This window comes from Chitinophaga sp. RCC_12, assembly GCF_041360695.1.
Taxonomy (GTDB): domain Bacteria; phylum Bacteroidota; class Bacteroidia; order Chitinophagales; family Chitinophagaceae; genus Chitinophaga.
On record NZ_JBFUPS010000006.1, the window covers coordinates 299,539 to 318,634 of the forward strand.

At 45.6% G+C, this 19,096-nt stretch carries 18 protein-coding genes; 10 read left to right on the forward strand and 8 right to left on the reverse strand.

Annotated features, from left to right (window positions below; all coding sequences use genetic code 11):
- Window positions 1–88 precede the first annotated feature (88 nt).
- Window positions 89–2,149: a M13 family metallopeptidase gene (locus AB6805_RS19560; protein ID WP_370911131.1), complete on the forward strand. Its 2,061-nt coding sequence runs from the start codon at window positions 89–91 to the stop codon at window positions 2,147–2,149.
- A 116-nt stretch (window positions 2,150–2,265) separates the two neighbouring features.
- Complete coding sequence (locus AB6805_RS19565) at window positions 2,266–2,538, forward strand: YHS domain-containing protein (protein ID WP_370911132.1); 273 nt, start codon at window positions 2,266–2,268, stop codon at window positions 2,536–2,538.
- Window positions 2,539–2,603: 65 nt separating this feature from the next.
- On the opposite strand, the gene AB6805_RS19570 is transcribed toward AB6805_RS19565, so the two are convergent.
- The 4 genes from AB6805_RS19570 to AB6805_RS19585 all read right to left on the reverse strand — a co-directional run bounded on the left by AB6805_RS19570 (window position 2,604) and on the right by AB6805_RS19585 (window position 8,492).
- On the reverse strand, window positions 2,604–4,025 hold the full coding sequence (locus AB6805_RS19570; RefSeq protein ID WP_370911133.1) for a hypothetical protein: 1,422 nt from the start codon (window positions 4,023–4,025) through the stop codon (window positions 2,604–2,606).
- 66 nt (window positions 4,026–4,091) lie between these two features.
- Complete coding sequence (locus tag AB6805_RS19575) at window positions 4,092–6,884, reverse strand: TonB-dependent receptor domain-containing protein (protein WP_370911134.1); 2,793 nt, start codon at window positions 6,882–6,884, stop codon at window positions 4,092–4,094.
- A 198-nt stretch (window positions 6,885–7,082) separates the two neighbouring features.
- Complete coding sequence (locus AB6805_RS19580; protein WP_370911135.1) at window positions 7,083–7,484, reverse strand: hypothetical protein; 402 nt, start codon at window positions 7,482–7,484, stop codon at window positions 7,083–7,085.
- A gap of 177 nt (window positions 7,485–7,661) precedes the next feature.
- Window positions 7,662–8,492 carry a UDP-2,3-diacylglucosamine diphosphatase gene (locus AB6805_RS19585; RefSeq protein ID WP_370911136.1) on the reverse strand — a complete coding sequence of 277 codons (831 nt, stop codon included), beginning with the start codon at window positions 8,490–8,492 and terminating at the stop codon, window positions 7,662–7,664.
- A 182-nt stretch (window positions 8,493–8,674) separates the two neighbouring features.
- On the opposite strand from AB6805_RS19585, the gene AB6805_RS19590 reads away from it, so the two are divergent.
- From AB6805_RS19590 to AB6805_RS19625, 8 genes are all read left to right on the forward strand, one after another.
- Window positions 8,675–9,325, forward strand: coding sequence for a DUF47 domain-containing protein (locus AB6805_RS19590; protein ID WP_079469694.1), 651 nt, complete (start codon window positions 8,675–8,677; stop codon window positions 9,323–9,325).
- A gap of 42 nt (window positions 9,326–9,367) precedes the next feature.
- Window positions 9,368–10,372, forward strand: a complete 1,005-nt coding sequence (locus tag AB6805_RS19595; protein ID WP_370911137.1) for an anion permease — start codon at window positions 9,368–9,370, stop codon at window positions 10,370–10,372.
- A 158-nt stretch (window positions 10,373–10,530) separates the two neighbouring features.
- Complete coding sequence (rfbA, locus tag AB6805_RS19600) at window positions 10,531–11,403, forward strand: glucose-1-phosphate thymidylyltransferase RfbA (protein WP_370911138.1); 873 nt, start codon at window positions 10,531–10,533, stop codon at window positions 11,401–11,403.
- A gap of 30 nt (window positions 11,404–11,433) precedes the next feature.
- The gene (gene galE, locus AB6805_RS19605; protein WP_370911139.1) at window positions 11,434–12,462 is read left to right on the forward strand and encodes a UDP-glucose 4-epimerase GalE; all 1,029 of its coding nucleotides are present in this window, start codon (window positions 11,434–11,436) and stop codon (window positions 12,460–12,462) included.
- 52 nt (window positions 12,463–12,514) lie between these two features.
- Window positions 12,515–13,480 carry a transketolase family protein gene (locus AB6805_RS19610; protein ID WP_370911140.1) on the forward strand — a complete coding sequence of 322 codons (966 nt, stop codon included), beginning with the start codon at window positions 12,515–12,517 and terminating at the stop codon, window positions 13,478–13,480.
- 327 nt (window positions 13,481–13,807) lie between these two features.
- The gene (locus tag AB6805_RS19615; protein WP_370911141.1) at window positions 13,808–14,359 is read left to right on the forward strand and encodes an RNA polymerase sigma factor; all 552 of its coding nucleotides are present in this window, start codon (window positions 13,808–13,810) and stop codon (window positions 14,357–14,359) included.
- A 108-nt stretch (window positions 14,360–14,467) separates the two neighbouring features.
- On the forward strand, window positions 14,468–15,196 hold the full coding sequence (locus AB6805_RS19620) for a hypothetical protein (protein WP_370911142.1): 729 nt from the start codon (window positions 14,468–14,470) through the stop codon (window positions 15,194–15,196).
- Window positions 15,193–15,681, forward strand: coding sequence for a hypothetical protein (locus AB6805_RS19625; protein WP_370911143.1), 489 nt, complete (start codon window positions 15,193–15,195; stop codon window positions 15,679–15,681). The genes AB6805_RS19620 and AB6805_RS19625 overlap by 4 nt, the downstream gene beginning before the upstream one ends.
- A gap of 39 nt (window positions 15,682–15,720) precedes the next feature.
- Here the strand turns inward: AB6805_RS19625 and AB6805_RS19630 are convergent, their stop codons facing one another.
- From AB6805_RS19630 to rodA, 4 genes are all read right to left on the reverse strand, one after another.
- Window positions 15,721–16,068: a nuclear transport factor 2 family protein gene (locus AB6805_RS19630; protein WP_370911144.1), complete on the reverse strand. Its 348-nt coding sequence runs from the start codon at window positions 16,066–16,068 to the stop codon at window positions 15,721–15,723.
- Between the two features lie 40 nt (window positions 16,069–16,108).
- The gene (locus tag AB6805_RS19635) at window positions 16,109–16,969 is read right to left on the reverse strand and encodes a helix-turn-helix domain-containing protein (RefSeq protein ID WP_370911145.1); all 861 of its coding nucleotides are present in this window, start codon (window positions 16,967–16,969) and stop codon (window positions 16,109–16,111) included.
- Window positions 16,970–17,035: 66 nt separating this feature from the next.
- Window positions 17,036–17,782 carry an MBL fold metallo-hydrolase gene (locus tag AB6805_RS19640; protein WP_370911146.1) on the reverse strand — a complete coding sequence of 249 codons (747 nt, stop codon included), beginning with the start codon at window positions 17,780–17,782 and terminating at the stop codon, window positions 17,036–17,038.
- Window positions 17,783–17,794: 12 nt separating this feature from the next.
- Window positions 17,795–19,081 (reverse strand): rod shape-determining protein RodA, encoded by a 1,287-nt coding sequence (rodA, locus tag AB6805_RS19645; protein WP_079469704.1) that lies wholly within the window; start codon window positions 19,079–19,081, stop codon window positions 17,795–17,797.
- Between the last annotated feature and the right edge of the window lie 15 nt (window positions 19,082–19,096).

The window sequence follows — 19,096 nt, forward strand, 5'->3', positions numbered from 1 at the left end:
CATCATGGCGGCGATTGCCGTTCATAAAAAACCTTTCATGCAACCTGACCCGTTTTCCATAACTTAGGATACTAAACCTGTTTTAAATATGAACAAAACCAATGCGGTAAAACTACCGTTGCTGGCTGCCATGGTTACATTTGCAGCCTGCAATTCCAACAGTTCCTCGCAGCAGGCGGAAACGGCCGACACCACCAAGGTGCCCGCTTTTAACCTGGCTGATATCGATTCTTCCTACAAAGCCTGTGATGATTTTGACAACTACGTGAATGGTAACTGGAAAAAAAACAACCCCATCCCATCTACAGAAAGCCGCTGGGGAGCGTTTAACGTCCTCGATAAAGAAAACAAGGAAGTTCGCCTCAAAGGAATCATTGCTGAAATTACCAGCAAAACAGATCTGAAAAAAGGCACAGAAGAACAACAGATCGCCGACTATTACTCATCTTTCCTGGATACCGCTACTATCGAACAACGCGGCATCACCCCACTGCAACCCTACCTCGATAAGATTGCTGCCGTTAAAACACTCGCCGACTGGGCCAGTGTAACCGGTGAACTCCAGAAAATCGGGGTATCTTCCTTTACTGGTTTTGGCGCAGATGCTGATGCCAAAAACAGTAAAATGAATGTTCTTTACCAGGCACAGGATGGCCTCAGCCTGGGTGAAAAAAGCTATTACGAAAGACAGGATTCCGCTACCAAAAATGTGCGCAACGAATTTGTTAGTCACGTTGATAAAATGTTCAAACTGGCAGGTTTCCCTGAAGCAAGCGCCGGACAAACCATCCTCGACTTTGAAACCAAACTCGCCGCTATTCAGCTGAGCAATGTAGAACTGCGCGATCCGGTTAAAACGTACAACAGGGCCGCCTTCTCTGAACTGAAAACACTGGCGCCCGACTTCGACTGGGAAAACTTCGCCGCTAAACAGGATATCAAAACTGATACCCTCGTGCTCCAGAACAAGCCCTATCTCACCAAAGCCAATGCTTTGCTGAAAGCTACGCCACTGGAAACACTGAAAACATATTCCAAATGGCAGCTGCTCGGCCAGTTTGCCGGTTATTTACCTGCTACCTTCGACAATGAAAATTTCCATTTCTACGGTACGGTAATGACAGGTAAAAAGTCGCAGAAAACCCGTGCAGAACGCGCTATCCGCTCCACCGATGGAAAAATGGGCATGCCGCTGGGTAAACTGTTTGCCAAAAAGTACTTCCCGGAAAGCAGCAAACAGAAAGTATCTGAAATGATCGAAAACGTGCGTAAAGTATATGGAGAAAGAATCGATAAACTCACCTGGATGGGCGATTCTACCAAACAAATGGCACACAAAAAACTCGCTTCCTTTACCTATAAGATCGGTTACCCCGACAAATGGAAAGATTACTCTTCCATCAATATAGAAAAAGGCAAACTGGTGGAAAATGTAATCGCTGCAAGCTTATATGTACACAAAGAAAATATTGATAAAATAGGCAAGCCGGTAGATAAAAGCGAATGGGGTATGACACCTCAAACCGTAAACGCATATTACAACCCGTTAAATAACGAAGTAGTATTCCCTGCAGGTATCCTCCAGCCTCCTTTCTACAATCCTAATGCAGATGATGCTATCAACTATGGCGGTATCATCGCCGTTATCGGCCACGAATTTACCCACGGCTTTGACGACCAGGGCTCACAGTTCGATGCAGAAGGTAACCTGAAAAACTGGTGGACAGAAGCCGACCGCAAGAACTTCGATAAACTGACCAAGCGTTATATCGACTACTTCAACGGCCTTGAAGCGCTGCCTGGTTTTAAAATTAATGGCGCCTTAACCATCGGCGAAAACGTAGCCGACCTGGGTGGTTTAACCCTTGCTTATCACGCCCTCGTAAAATCGTTTGAAGGTAAAGGGGAACCTAAACCTATTGATGGATTTACCTGGCAGCAACGTTTCTTCCTGGGCTGGGCACAGGTATGGCATGGCAACATCACAGATGCCGCCCTGCGCAACCAGATCCAGACAGATCCGCACTCCCCGGCAAAATTCCGCATCAACGGACCACTGCCTCACCTGGCTGAATTCCAGGCTGCATGGGGCTGCGCTCCGGGCAATAAAATGGTGCTGCCGGAAGCAGAACGGGTAGTGATCTGGTAAAATAATTACTGCAATTACTATATAGTATTACGGATTTGTTGGAAGAAGTGTAATCAGTTCACTATCTCCCGCAAATCCGTAATTCTTTTTTATCTATACCTTCGTTAAAAAATTCTATGAAATATATATTCATTACGTGTAGCGCCTTATTCCTGTTTGCCTGCGCACAAAAGCAGGCGCCCGCTGAAAATACTACTGCTCCTGCTGCCGGAACACCAGCAGCTATTGCAGTCAATAAACTTCCGGACCCCGTTTGTGAAATGCCCTATGATACCAGTTATAAAGAATGGGCGGTTTATAAAACAGATACCCTGCATTTTTGCTCGGCTACCTGCAAAAATGTGTTTGAAAAAGCACCGGAGAAGTATATGGCTAAACTGGGCAAATAAAAAATAGCCGCCTGGGTAAAAACCCGGGCGGCCTAAGATTACAGTTTATGAAATTTAAATAAATACTATTTATCTGCAAATTTGGTCCAGCCTTTAAACCAGGTATCACCTGCTGCTGCCGCACCTACATAGGTAGTGGTAGTAAAGGCGCCACCACCTAATTTCGCGTTGGTAAAATCCGCACCAGCCAGCAGTGGAGAACCAGCTGCGGGGCTTGGATCAAAAGTAGTATAACCAGTACTGGTCAGTTTCACATCGGTAACAGCAGCCAGTGTTTTATTGGCAAATGCTGCAGTACTGAACCAGGCCAGGGAATTAAATGTTGCGGTACCAGCAGCTACCACCAGCGGGCTACCGGCAATGGTGTTATTCTTGTACTCCAGTGCATTGGAAGTAGCATTTGCTTCTGTCAGCGCACCATCCACAAACAAGCCAACAGGCCAGCCAACAAATACAGAGTTGAATATTGAAATTTTACTGTTCCTTCTGATATGCGCACCTCTTTTGTAAGGAGCAGCAGTAGCAGCCGGAGCGGCATTAGCATAAGGTCCTACAATAGTCATGTTGCTAAAAGTAGCAGCAGTCTGCGGCGTTTTGGTAGTACCATCCGCATCGTTGTCAGATTCAAAACCGTTAGAAGCACCGCTCGGTCCGAAATCAGCGATAGCAGCATCACGCAGTACCAGGCCAAACTGGATCTTTCCGGAGAAGCCGTTATCAGTATCGAAATCGTCATCCGTACCGCGATAAGCGATCAGGTGTTTACAATTTACTGTACCACCAAACCACTCGAAGGAATCATCGCCGGAATAGCTTACCTGTACATAATCAATGGTAGTTCCTGAACCAACGCTACCAAAAGTAACACCGTTGATTTCATCGTTTACGGCAAAGGCAATACCTGGATATTCTACTCTCACATATTTCAGTATGCCGGAGTTATCATCAGCTTTGGTACCACCATGTAAACCGTAACCAGTAGCTGTTTCATTTACACCGCCTTCAATGGCCTGTAAGCCGGCAATACCGTCTTTTGCACCATTGTTAGGCGCATTACCCAACAGGATAATACCACCCCAGTCGCCACTGTTAGGAGTAGCCTGGCTGGATGTAAATACAATCGGAGCGGCAGCAGTACCCTGTGCATCAATCTTACCATTCCTGGTGATGATCAGCGCACCTTTATTCGGAGATTTAGATCCTTTAATGGTAACACCTGGTTCTATTTTAATAGTTGCACCGTTCAATACAAAAGTAAAATCAGTCAGCAGGTAAGTTTTACCTGTTTTCAAAACAGTATTGGAAGTGATCTGCTTTGGCAGTGTTTCAGGAGATTCCTTAAATTCACTGTTATCGCTGGTTCTTTCAATAGTAGCCTTAGTCATGTCTATTGGCTGGGCCGGTGGCGGAGTTGTAGGATCATCGTCTTTGCCGCAGGATGAGATAATCACCGCCAAAAACATTACAGGAAACAGAATTTTTTTCATGTCAGATGGATTGAAATTAAATGCAATTTTTAAAATCTATTATTCCTATTATTACGCTTCTCTTTATCAGAATTTATAAGAGAAAGAAAGATTCACATTGGTACCGCCTTTGGTACTTATTCTCAGGAAGTCTGATGTTTTGTCATACTTGCCATTGTCATCATTATCCTGGTAAAAATTAGCCGGCTGATTCAGGATATCACTTACGGTCAGCTTGATTTCTCCTTTACGGAAAACCTTCTGCGCTACCATGAAGTCCAGTAAAGATCTCGGCGCTTCATATACGTCAGGCTCAGTGTCATTACCTACAATGAAAATCCTTCTGCCGATGCGGTTAAACAATACATTCGCCACAGTACCGGTAGATTCTTTTTCAAACTGTAAACCTACATTGATCACATAAGGAGATTGACCCTGCATAGGCCGTGCTTTCAGCACTTTATCCTTTTCGAAAGAAACTTTATTATAGATGTAGGCCACATTGGAAAACACGGTGAACGAATGCCAGAACCCGGCGTTATCAGGATTCAGAAAATCGAGATTCTTTCTAAATTCCACTTCGGCGCCAGCGCTATTCGCCTTAGGAGCATTCAGGTAGGTTAAGCCAACAGAACCCGCACCACTATTGTAAAATCTTTCAATAGGCGATTCAAAGTGCTTGTAGAAACCAGCAATGGTTAATACTTCTCCGGAGCGGGGATACAGCTCATAGCGCAGATCCACGTTGGTCACTTTACTTCTCTTCAGGTTAGAGTTACCCGATTCGGTAGCCATAAGGTCAAAGTTGTAGAAGGCAAACGGCGCCTGCTCACGGAACTCAGGCCGGATAACGGTTTGGGATGCGCTGAAGCGGATATTTGTTTTTGCGTTCAGCAGGTAGGTCAGGTTCAGGGAAGGTAATATATCCGTTACCGTAGTTTTGTTATTCTGTGGTCCGTTCTGGTTATATTTAATCGACTGGTCAAAGTTCTCCACTCTCACCCCCCATACCAGTCGCCATTTCTCATAAATATTGTTATCAAACTGCAGGTAACCTGCGTTAAGCAGCGCATTGGCGCCATAAGCATCCGGCGTATTGGTAATTTCATCCATCCGCAATAAGCGGTCGGTAAAATTTTCCGGTGCAAATAATTTATCCGGAGATAAGCGTACCAGGTCATGTGCATAAGGATCGCCGGCATCAAAAAGGGTGTAGCCAAGCGCACGTGGAGTGAAACCGCGTTCCTTGCTCTGAACCAGGTAACCCATCTTTATCTGTTGTTGCCGGCCACCAATTTTTACAAACCGGCTCAGGTCCAGGATACCACCATAAATATTATCATTCAGTTTGGAATAGAAACGGCCGGAACCAGTAAGGGTAGCGGAACCGCCGGAAGATATATTGGCATAAAAATCATTCTTACCGGCAATGCTGTTATAACCCAACCGGCGAAGATCCGGCACATCCTGCTTCATATTGGTGTAGCTGCCATTCCATTTGATCTTCACCTTTGCTTTCTCCCAGAAATGCTCACCGGATAATTGCGAAGTATAGATGCGGTTGCTGTTGAATCCCAGTTCATAGGCGCGTACATCTGTTTCGGAAGGAATATCGTTACCCGTTCTTACTGTGGTAGCCACGGTAGAATTAACACTGTACAGGTTTTTGAAGCTGATCTTATTCTTGCCAAACTGGTACGATAAATTGGCCAGTCCGCCCCACAATACATTCTGAGTAGATTTTTTATCGTAATAGTTGTAGATCCGGGATCCGTCATTATCAAAGTCGGTACGGTAAGTATCGAAATTACGGTTGTTACGGTTGTAGCTTAGCGACAGTACCGCACCAAAACGGTTACCTTCTTTTCCTTTATTGATACCGCCGGCAATCTGGAAATTAGAGTTAAGCGGTGTTGTTTTTGTATTTACTGACCAGATATCCGGGAATGATTTGGATACAGCAATTTTATCTGCTGTTGACAGTTGATCATAACCGGTTTTGGTAGAGGGAAAGGAAGACGGGAGCTTTCTGGTATCATCGTCTACCCCGAGCCAGTCTTTGTTGCCACCTTTATAAGTGTTAAAGTCCTTTCCGGCCGACATCGTATTAAAACCTGTACCGGCCAATACTGTCAGGAAATTTTCGGAAGGGATATCTTTTGTATTTACCTGTACAAGGCCACCGGCAAATTCCGCCGGTAATTCAGGTACAGCTGCTTTATTGATGACGATGTTTTCAACAATATTGGATGGGAACAGGTCAAAGGAAAATGTTTTCCGGTCTGGTTCTGTACTGGACAACAGGGCGCCGTTAACCGTGGCCTGATTGTAACGGTCGGCAAGTCCGCGCACTATGAGGTATTTACCTTCCTGCAAAGAGGCGCCGGATACTCTTTTCAATACTTCTCCGGTATTTCTGTCCGGCGATTTACGGATGGCTTCTGCAGATACTACCTGTGCTACCGTGTTGGTATTCTTTTGCAGCGTAAGCAGGGAATTGATGGTTTCCTGTTTGGCCGTTCCGGTGATTACTACTTCCTTCAGGCTTTTGGAACTTCTTTCTTCCATTACAATGTCCAGGTAAGTGGGTTTACCTGCACTTACGATTACTTCTGAAACTGATTTCGTCTGGTACCCCATGAATTTAAACTCCAGGGTATAAGTGCCGGGGTCAACTGAAATCTGGTACCTTCCTTCCACATCTGTTACTGCGCCTTTGCCTGTACCAGCTACTACTACAGTTAACCCGATGATGGCTTCACCTGTTTTCTTGTCGGTAACCTTACCGGTGATTTTGGCGGGATCAGCTGCAAAGGAAGCATTGGCGAAGGAGCAACACGCTAACAGTGTCCAGATAAGTATAGAAGAGATTCGTTTCACAATAATTTTTTAATCAGATTTTAATACGGTTTTAAGGCCGTTTTAATATTTGATGGCAAAAGTATTGGCACTACATTACCGCAGTGTTAACGGGGCATTACGAGAATGTTAATTGATAAAAGGTTTTTCGCGTAGTTAATTTTAAAGAGAAGATCAGCCGGGTCAGCTGAGAGGATATATAAGGGGGCGAACAAATAATTACCACATATTTTGTTGGGGCGACTGACGGTTATTATTCGTCAGCATGTCAAGGGAAATATCCAGCTGGTAGTTACGGTCTGTGTTTCTGTCGGCTACCGGGCAGGCAATCTGGAATAAGTGCTGGCTTTTATTCATGAAAGGTTTGTTGTCCTTGTTGCACAACTCCAGTGAAAAATTAAACCTTTCTTCCACTTCTTCCTCAAACTCCCGCAAACTCAGTGTTTCATCTATCGGATATTCAATCAGAACATCTTCTTCAAAACCTGCGTCTTTTAATGTATCAAATGTATTGGCAAGCGAATTACGCACATACACGGCCACATTACAATAAAGCAAACGCTGGATCTGCATTTGCAATAGGGAGATCGTCATTAAAGGATGTAACTTCAATACTTTCATCTAGCTGTTTTTCTTGCTTATCTAAATGTGCCACTATCGTCACACTTAATTATTTCTCTGGCAAACTTAGTAGTCTACTTTTAATTTAATATTAAGCGCTTGTTATGATTTTGTGAAAATAGTATTTAAATATAAATATATTTAAAATATTTAAATGTAATAAGTAGAAAGAAAAAATCAGGAGCCGGGGAAGGTAATAATACGGGTAGCATCCCAGTCGGTGAGTCCATCATCGTCGTCCTCTGCAAGTACAGCGCCCTTCCGGGTAACGGGGTGTTGGTACAGGGCCCATTGCTGGTTGGTATACTCAAGGGAAGTAAGACTTTCCACCCAATCGCCCGAATTCAGATAGGTGATTGTTTTATCGCCTACCTGCATTTCTTTGATCAGGGGCTGGTGGATATGACCGCAGCACACTACATCAAACTCTTTATCGGCGGCTATTTCGGCAACGGTTTGTTCAAAATCGGAAATGAATTTTACGGCCGACTTCACCCCCTGTTTTACTTTTTTGGAGAAAGACATCTTTTCCCTCCCCATGCTTTCCAGCACATGATTGACCAGCCGGTTGAGGATAATGAGCAGATCATATCCTTTTCCGCCCAGCTTGGCCAGCCACTTGGAATTTTTCATGGTTACGTCGTACACGTCTCCATGAAAGAACCAGTGTCTTTTGCCATCTACGTCCAGCACCAGCTTATTATCGATTGTAAAGTTACCCAGCTCAAACCCTGCATATTTACGGAGGGCCTCGTCGTGGTTACCTGTCAGGTAATACACCTCGGTGCCTTTGCCGATCATCTTCAGGATTTTCCGGATCACTTTGGTATGCGCCTTTGGAAAATAGCGTTTGCTGAATTGCCAGATATCGATAATATCCCCATTCAGCACCAATATCCGCGGGTCGATACTATCCAGGTACTGAATCAGCTCTTTGGCGTGGCAGCCGTAAATTCCCAGATGAACATCTGAAATTACGGCTATATCTAATGGGCGTTTATCCGACATTATAGGTTTGTATGTACAGGTTGTAGGCAGCCTGTTTATGAGTATAATTTTCTATGCAAAGGAAAAATCGCTATATTACTTTTATATTAATCCAGTGTTAAGGAATTATTAATTCACGTTTTTTACTGGCTGGGATAGATTCTGAAAGCTATTTTTGCGGCAAATTTTATAAACTCAAACGTATGGGAGGCTTCAATTCTTTTGTTAAACTATTCATGCCGAAAGACCGGGTATTTTATTCTTTGTTTGAAGATGTAGCTTCCAATCTGGTAGAAATGGCGACTGTGCTCAACGAGCTGGTAGCCACCACAGATCTGGCTGTGAGAAAGGATAAGGTACACCTGATAGAACGCCTGGAACACAAAAACGACGATTACACACACCGCATATTTGTAGAGCTCGGACAAAACTTTATCACTCCGTTTGACCGTGAAGACATTCACTACCTGGCGGCAACACTGGACGATGTGGCAGATTATATCCATGGTTCTGCCAAAAGAATGGATCTCTATAAAGTACACTACATCAACGACAGCATCCGCAAACTGGCGGAACTGATCCACCTGGGTGTACTGGAACTTGCCAAAGCAATCCCCGAACTGCGCAATATGCAGAATATGCGCATTATTACCGATGCCTGCGTAAAGATCAACAGCCTGGAAAACCATGCTGATGATATCTACGATATGGCTATCGCCGACCTTTTTGATACAGAGCAGAACGCCGCAGAACTGATTAAAATGCGTGAAATCTACCAGGCCCTGGAAATCGCTACCGATAAGTGCGAGGACTGCGCCAACGTAATAGAAACCATTATTATCAAGTACTCCTGATAAAGGGGAATACAGTTCTGAACGCATAATTCTCCTGATGTCATGACTTTACTAGTAATTATTATCATACTGGCATTCATTTTCGACTATATCAATGGTTTCCATGATGCCGCCAACTCTATCGCCACTATTGTGTCGACCAAAGTGCTTACGCCTTTCCAGGCAGTTCTCTGGGCCGCAGTATTCAACTTTGTGGCCTTTTTTGTTGCCAAATACTACATCGGTGAGTTTAAAGTAGCCAATTCCGTAGCCAACTCGGTATTTGAGCAGTTTATCACGCTGAAAGTAATCCTTTGCGGCCTGGTGGCAGCTATTACCTGGAACCTCTTCACCTGGTGGCTGGGCATTCCCTCCAGCTCCTCACATACCCTGATAGGTGGTTTCATTGGTGCAGCTGTAACCGCCTCCGGTGGCAATATTGACGTAATCAATTTCCACAAAGTTTTGCCCACAGTGTATTTCATTGTACTGGCGCCCCTCATAGGTATGGTGGTGGCCTTTATAATAACACTCATCATTGTAAATATCTGCCGTAAGGCAAATCCATACCGGGCAGAAAGCTGGTTCAAACGCCTGCAGCTAGCCTCTTCCGCGGCATTAAGCCTTGGTCACGGTAGTAACGATGCCCAGAAAGTAATGGGTATCATTTCCGCTGCAATGGTATCTGCCGGCTATATCGGCAGCCTCAAGGAAATGCCGGACTGGGTACCGCTGGCGTGTTTTACCTGTATCGCACTCGGCACCATGAGCGGTGGCTGGAAAATTGTGAAAACAATGGGAACCCGTATCACCAAAGTAACCCCGCTGGAAGGCGTGGCTGCTGAAACCTCCGGCGCCATTACCCTCTTCCTCACGGAACACCTGGGTATTCCCGCCAGTACCACCCACGTTATTACGGGTGCTATTATGGGCGTAGGCGCTACCAAAAGGTTATCTGCCGTTCGTTGGGGTGTTACCGTATCACTACTGTGGGCCTGGGTTTTAACCATTCCCATCAGTGGATTACTGGCCGCAGTCACCTATTTCATCGTAAACCTGTTCATTTAAAAAAGTGAACCAACAGATACTTTTAAAAGCTCTCCGTAACCTCCGGAGAGCTTTTTTTATAAAAAAAAGACGCCAATTGAAAGAGAGCCGCTATTTTTGTGCGGTTTTCTTCTGATCGGAAGAGTTAAGTTAGTGACCATCAAAAATTGATCTTGCAAATGAAAGGAATAATCCTGGCCGGCGGCTCCGGCACCCGGCTGCACCCCATTACGTATGCTATCAGCAAACAGATCATGCCGGTCTACGATAAACCAATGATCTATTACCCGCTGTCTACCCTGATGCTGGCGGGCATTAAGGATATCCTGATCATTTCTACCCCACACGATCTGCCGGCTTTTCAACGGCTCTTTGGTAATGGTCAACAACTAGGACTGAATTTAACTTATGCGGAACAACCCAACCCCAATGGCCTGGCACAGGCTTTTGTGATCGGCGAGGAATTTATCGGGCAGGACCCGGTAGCACTGGTACTGGGTGATAATATCTTTTATGGGGCAGGACTCGGTACACAACTGGCTCACAATGCCAACCCCGACGGCGGCATCGTATATGCCTACCAGGTATCCGACCCGGAAAGGTATGGAGTAGTGGAATTTGGTCAGGACATGAAAGTACTGTCCATCGAGGAAAAACCCACACAACCGAAATCCCACTTCGCTGTACCCGGACTCTACTTCTACGATAATGAAGTAGTGGAAATCGCTAAAAATCTGCAACCCAGTCCACGCGGCGAATATGAAATTACAGATGTAAATAAAGAATATTTGCAGCGGGGAAAATTAAAAGTTTCTATCTTACCACGCGGAACAGCATGGCTGGATACCGGCACATTTGACTCGCTGATGCAGGCATCCCAATTTGTACAGGTAATAGAACAAAGACAAGGAATTAAAGTAGCCTGTATCGAAGAAATCGCCTATCGTAAAGGATTTATTGACGCCGGCCAACTGAAGGAACTGGCAAAACCTTTACTGAAAAGCGGCTACGGAGCTTACCTCGAAACGGTGCTCAATCAAAAAGTTTTCTGAAATATCAAATAAACGTAAATCTGAAATATCATGAAGGTTCTTGTTACGGGTGGTTGTGGCTATATAGGCGCGCATACTATTGTAGATCTGATCAATAATGGATTTGATGTAGTATCTGTAGACAGTAATATCAGGAGCAGCACCCAATTATTAGATGGTATAGAAAAAATTACCGGAAAAAAGGTACGCAACTACAAAGTAGATCTTTGTAACCTGGAAGACACCAATGCGGTATTTCATGAAAACCGGGATATCGTTGGGGTCATCCATTTTGCTGCCCTGAAAGCAGTGGGAGAATCTGTAAACGAGCCCCTGATGTACTTTCAGAACAATATCACCTCGCTGGTCAACGTGTTGAAATGCGTGAAAGAATACAATGTACCCAACCTCGTATTCTCCTCTTCCTGCTCGGTTTACGGCAATACCAAAGCCCTCCCGGTAGTGGAAGAAACACCGCTCGGCGAAGCCCAGTCTCCATACGCCCGTACCAAACAAATGGGTGAACAAATCATCGAAGACTATAGCCGGGTAAATGAAACCAATTCCATCCTGCTCCGCTATTTTAACCCGGTAGGCGCACACCCATCTGCACTTATCGGCGAACTGCCGCTGGGAAAACCAGACAACCTGGTTCCCGTAATCACCCAAACCGCCATCGGGAAAATTCCAAAAATGACGGTATTCGGCACCGACTACGATACCCGCGACGGCTCCTGCGTCCGCGATTATATCCACGTAATGGATATCGCCGCCGCTCACACGAAAGCGCTCCAATATCTCATAGAACACCACAATACCAGCAACTGTGAAGTGTTTAACCTCGGTACCGGCAACGGCGTAACCGTGCTGGAAGCCATCAAGGCATTTGAAAAAATTTCCGGCATCAAATTAAACTACACCACCGGCCCACGCAGGGAAGGAGATGTGATCTCTATTTATGCCAATAACAGTAAGGCGAAGGAAAAGCTGAACTGGGAGCCAAAAATTGGTATCGAAGACAGCATGCGCACCGCCTGGCAATGGGAAGTGAGCCTGCGTAATAAAGTACTGAGTAACTAGGATCCTCATTTTTTAATGTTTACATTTACGCTTCATTTTTAAAAAGACCACAATGGTAAAAGATATTCAACCACTAAATGAAAAAGAAACCCGTGGCGGGTTTGGTGAGGGCATACTCGAAGTAGGTCGTAAAAACCCCAATGTAGTTGCACTGACAGCAGATTTGCTCGGTTCTATGAAACTGAACGCTTTTATTAAAGAATTCCCCGATCGCTTTGTACAGGTAGGTATCGCAGAAGCCAACATGATTGGCATCGCAGCAGGCTTAACCATCGGCGGTAAAATACCATACACCACTACTTTCGCTAACTTCTCTACCGGAAGGGTATACGACCAGATCCGTCAGTCTGTTGCCTATTCCAACAAGAACGTAAAAATATGCGCTTCCCACGCAGGACTTACCCTGGGTGAAGATGGCGCCACCCACCAGATCCTGGAAGATATCGGCATGATGAAAATGCTGCCCGGAATGACTGTTATCGTACCTTGCGATTTCAATCAAACCAAAGCTGCTACCATTGCTATCGCCGACTACGAAGGACCGGTATATCTCCGTTTCGGTCGCCCGAAATGGCCCAATTTTACCGCGGAAGACCAGAAATTTGAAGTGGGTAAAGCACAGATCCTCCACGAAGGAACAGATATCACCTTATTCGCCTGTGGTCACCTGGTTTGGATTGCCATCGAAGCCGGTAAAGTACTGGAAGAAAAAGGCTACAGCGTGGAAATCATCAACATCCACACCATTAAACCACTGGATGAAGCAGCAGTAATCGCTTCCCTGAAAAAAACCGGTTGCGCCGTTACTGCCGAAGAACACAACGTACTCGGTGGCCTGGGCGACAGCATCGCACAGGTAGCCGCCCGCCATACCCCCGTTCCCATCGAATACGTGGGCACCAACGATACCTTCGGCGAAAGCGGTAAACCACTGGACCTGCTGAAAAAATATGGCCTCGATTCAGATCACATCGTTGCAGCAGCAGAAAAAGCCATCCAGCGCAAGAAACAGGCGTAGCATCGCCTTCGGCGATTTTAAATTGTCTTGGAGCAGGATTACGCTGATTATACTGATTAACTGGATTTTTACTTTTTGATTTTATAAAGGATTAAGGGAGATAGAAGCAGATATATATTCGCTTTTATCTCCCTTAATTATATCTTAAGTAAATCAAAAAAATCTAAAAAAAATCCAAAAGTAAAAATCCAGGTAATCCTTAAAATCAGCGTAATCCTGAGAAAGACAAAATCCGCGCACATTAAACTTCGCCACAATCTCCGCGTCTTATGAACAGGTTTTTATTTATATTCAATGAAATAAAACCTGTTAAGAACCATTTAACCTATGGCCGTTTCACAGGACGATAAATCACTCTTGGCATTATACCGTATACCTGATACAAAGGAAAAAGGGTTTACCCTTATTATCCAAAAGTACCAGGAAAGGCTCTACTGGCATATCCGCAGGATGGTAATGGATCACGACGATGCCAATGATGTGCTGCAAAACGTTTTTATTAAGGTGTGGAAAAACCTGGAAAACTTCCGGGAAGATGCCCAGTTGTATACCTGGCTGTATAAAATAGCCACCAACGAAAGCCTCACTTTCCTCGAGCAGCAAAAACGTAAAACGTCGGTTTCATTGTCTGATGTGGAAAACGGCCTAAGCAACAAACTCAGGGCGGATCCGCAGTTTGATCCCAATAAACTGGAGTGGAAACTGCAGCGCGCTATCCTCAGTTTACCCGATAAACAAAGGATCGTATTTAACCTGCGCTACTACGATGAAATGCCCTACGAGGAAATGAGCAAAGTGCTGGAAACCTCGGAAGGCGCCCTGAAAGCCTCGTATCACCATGCTGTTAAGAAGATCGAAGAGTTTATCCGCAACGGCTGACCATAAATTTTACAAATATTTATTTTAAGTAATTTTTAAAGAATTTTACCAAAAGATTAAAATCACATTAAACTATTAATACCGTTTACTGTCTAAAAAACAGCAAATATGAACAGGCAGACCTACATAACAAATGAATTAATGCAAATAGCGCCAGGCATCAACTGGCCGGCAGAAGTACCATTTACGGTACCAGCAGGCTATTTTGAACACCTGCCCGCCGCTATCCTGCTGCAAATTCAACTGGAAGATCTGCGTTCCGGAACAGCCGCTGTTCCAAACCAGCCGACAACTGTTCCTGCCGGCTACTTCGAAGGATTACCACAGGCCATCCTGCAACGGATCCAAACGGAAGAAGGAACCAGCTCCCTCACCTCCGTACACACGGAACTGGAAGCCATTTCGCCCTTCCTCGCGGCAATACCCAAACAGACGCCATTTACAGTACCCACCGGTTATTTTGAGTCCCTACGGGCCAGTTCCAGCCCTGTAATTCCACTGCGGGTAGCCCACCGGAACCGGACCGCCACCTGGTTGAAATGGACCGTAGCCGCCTGTCTTACCGCTTTCATCGGTAGCAGCGCCCTACTGTTCGTGATCAACAACAACAACCATCATAATGCTATAGAAAGACAACTGGAAGACCTGAATGACCAGGATATCGTTAATTACCTGCAAACCCACACTGATCCCTTTGATAATGAAGCTTTCTTCGCCAGTTCCGCGGAAATAACCCCGGTGCAAAGTCAGCTGAAAGAAGCAGTTCCACTGGAAGCCATCGAAAATTACCTGCAAAAGACCGATTTATCAAAGGAAGTGTTACCTGAAAATAAATGATGAAACATCTTTACTTTATATGGATTACAATGTTTGTGCTCCTCACCCATGCCGGCGTGAGCAAGGCCCAGCAAAACCCGTCGGAAAGTGCCGCCGAAAAAATAAAAGCCATACAAATCCAATACCTGGCCCAGAAATTAAACCTCACCCCGGAAGAAGCCCAGAAATTCTGGCCGGTTTATAATAACTATACCCACGAAGTGGAACAACTGATCGCGGAACGCCACCAGAAAAGAGACCAGGAAAAATTAGCCACCGACAATGCCGATGATGCCGCCCGGAAAAATATGGATAAGGAACTGAAATACGAAAAACGGATGCTGGACATCAAATCACGCTACAGTACAGAATTCCAGCGTGTACTCCCCGGCAGAAAAGCAGGCATGGTGTTTAAAAGCGAAAGAGAATTCCGGACCATCATGGTAAACCACCTCAACACCCAACGCATGAACAGAATGGGCGGAGGCCCAAGAAGAAGACCCTAAAAGAATTACGGGGAAATACCCCGCAATTCCCCTGTACTATTATTTATAATGTGCCCTTACTTCACTCACCAGCCCCTTTTCATTAATCACCATCATCTCCGTACTTAATTTATCATTGATGCTTTTATAATAAAGCACAATAGAATTCACCCCTTCCAGGATATGGTACAACTCAAAATGCAGATCAGGATAGGCTTCCAGCCCACGGGTAAAGTAAGCCTTCAGGTTCTCCTTCCCCCGGATACAACCGGTAGGATCATTGTTGATTCTTTTAATTAAAGGGGAATAGAAAATAACATCCGCATCGTAATGCGACATGATCTCGTCGAGGTTGTGGGAATTCCAGGCCTGTAGCCAGGCTTCACCAATTTTGGTCAAACTTTCCATTGTCGTTTTTTTTCACAATGTAAGCCATCCGCCGGCACAACTATTTGCTGAAAAGATCAGTTTCCATTTTACGCCATTGCAATGGCGTTACTTTAAAACAACGGCGAAACTGCCGGTAAAAATGGGTCACATCTTCAAACCCTGCACGGTAAGCTATTTCCGCGATCGGCTGTTCCGTGGTGCGCAGCAGGAAACCCGCCATCTGCAGCCGCTTCTCCAGCACCCAATGCATGGGGGAACTATGATAGATATCCCGGAAACGGCGTTTCAATGTAGCCGTACTCATATGCCCCATAGCGGCCACATCTTCCAGCAGCCGCACCTCCGCAATCCCGGTACTGAGCTTCTCCATCACCTCCGGAAGCGGGTACATGGCGGCTTTGGTGAGCATGGCACTTATTGCCTTCTCACCGGAAATAAGGTGAAGCGCCCTTGATATAATGTCGTAATAATCAGGAATGATAAGGTTATCGTCTGCAAAGTGCTGCAGCAGTGACTGTGTGAAGTTGTGCCAATGGCTGTTTACCGGCAGTGTAGTTAATGCCCGGCCAACGGTATGAGCTTTATTTCCCGGCTTTTTAAGCAAGCACAGGATCATTTCATCCGGGATCACGAGGTTAATACTTCCGTATTGCCGCTGTGGCTGCAATATCTCTGAGCAAAGCAGGCTGCCAGCCGGAATCACCATCGCATCCCTGCTGCGGAGGTAATGTACCTGCCTGCCGTCGTACATTCTTTTCTCTCCCTGTACTACCAGGTTGAGCACCGTTTGCGGAATATACAACTCATGCGTGGCCTGATCGCGGTAAACGCTATACGATGCCCAGCTGTGGCCCTGTTGTTTCCACGTTTTATTGGTATGCTGTCCTGTAAGTGACAAGCTGTCAAACGGCGTATACATCTTGACATCTCATAAAATCCAAAAAATTCCGGTAATCAGTGTAATCCTGAGTAAGACAACCTCCGCTTAAAACTTAGCAAAAGGTTCTTTGGTATCATGATAAAACAGGAATGTCCAGCCTTCCTGTTTGCCCCGCTCCAGGAATTCCTGGCGAAGCTCCATACTGCGCTTGCCATCGTAATCATATTTGGCTGCAAACCGGCTCCTCATCTGGGATATCTGCGGCGCCACATCTCCGCCGAAAAATATTTTATCTGCTCCATCATCTACCAGAAATACCTGGTGATAAGGACAGTGACCACCGGTCACTTCGTAATGAATATACCCGTCGATAGTCCCGTTACCGGTTGTAAACACCACGTTATCCCGCTGTTGTAATAACATAATATCTTCAGAGAGATAAGATTTGCCGGAATGCTCCACGGCGTAAAGCATTTCCTCGTTGTTTACATAATAGGTAGCGCCGGGAAAATTGAGCGTGCGTTCTCCCGTGATAGGATCTTCTGAAGAAACGCCGCCGGAATGATCTTTATGTAAATGGCTCATCAACACTTTGGTGATTTCCATCGGATTGATGCCATTGTCTATTAGGTGCTGATGGATTTGCAGTACGCCGTCGGGGTTACGAAAGCCCAGCCCGGTATCAAATAAAATATAATCGCGGTCCGTGATTACAAGGAACGGCTGTATTTCAACCAGCAACGAACCATGCGGGCGATCCTGCATGCTATCTGTTCCCAGCTTAAAAGGAAAAAATTTCTTGGTCCCGTCTACGGTAAATGACCCTTCTGATAATGGAATAATACGTGCCATTTTGCAAAGATACTATCTTAACACCATCTGCCGGTCGGCATCCAGCCGCAGCAGTATAAATATCAGCATGGTAAAGGTCATCAGGGAAGAACCGCCATAGCTCACCAGGGGCAGGGGAATCCCGATCACCGGCGCAAGACCGATCGTCATCGCAATATTAATAGCCAGGTGGAAAAAAATGATACTGGCTACCCCATAGGCATAGACTCGCGTAAAGGTCGATCGCTGTCGTTCCGCCACAAAAATGATCCGGAAAAGAAGGGCTACATATATACCCAGGAAAATCACGCTTCCGAAGAAGCCGAAATCTTCTCCCACAGTACAGAAGATAAAGTCGGTGCTTTGTTCAGGCACAAAATCGTAACGGGTTTGGGTACCTTTCAGGTATCCCTTTCCCCAGAAGCCACCGGAGCCAATGGCAATCATACTCTGCCTGGTGTTGTAAGTAGCCTTCGGATCGTTTTCCTTACCCAGCATTACTTCAATACGGCGTACCTGGTAGTCCTTCAGTACTTTGGTAAATACAAAGGGAACGATGAACATCACAAAGAGTCCGCAGAAGGCGTATACGCCCAGGATCAGCGCGAGCTTCGATCGCTTTCGTTTTATTTCGCGCCGCATAAAGTAGATGACCAGCGCGGTGATGACCGTAAAAATAATGAAGAGTATCGTTCGGTCCACCAACAGGGCCGACAACACGAGTACAATTCCCGAAAAGGCGATTACCAGCAGTACGCCGGGCAATCCTTCGCGGAACATCACCAGGAAAAAGGAAAAATATACCAGGGCCAATCCTGTTTCGTCCTGCAAAATGATGATACCGGCAGGTATCAGGGCCAATGCAGCGGCAATCAGTCTGGATCGTAGTTTCGTAAAATCAGTTTCCTGCGACGACAGGTATTTGGCGAGCGCCAGGTTGGTACAAAGCTTCGTCAGCTCCGCCGGCTGAAACTGGAATCCACCAATCACCAGCCAGGAATGCGATCCCTTCACATCTTTACCGATCCCAAGCACCAGCAATAGTAGCAACAGGCCGCCTGCATACATCAGGTTGGCCGTGGCCGTAAAAAATTTACTGTCTGTAAGCCATATCACTGCAGCCAGTACAATGGATACGCCAAACCAGATCAGCTGCCTCGAATAGTTTTTACTTGGATGAAGGATATCCTGCCACACGTTATCATCACCCCGGTATTCCGCAGCAAAAATGGACATGATGCCTATGATCACCAATGCCAGGTACAGGCCAACTATTGGCCAGTCAATCCCTTGTGTCAGTTTGGCTTGCGAGCGGTTCATTATTGATTAATCGGT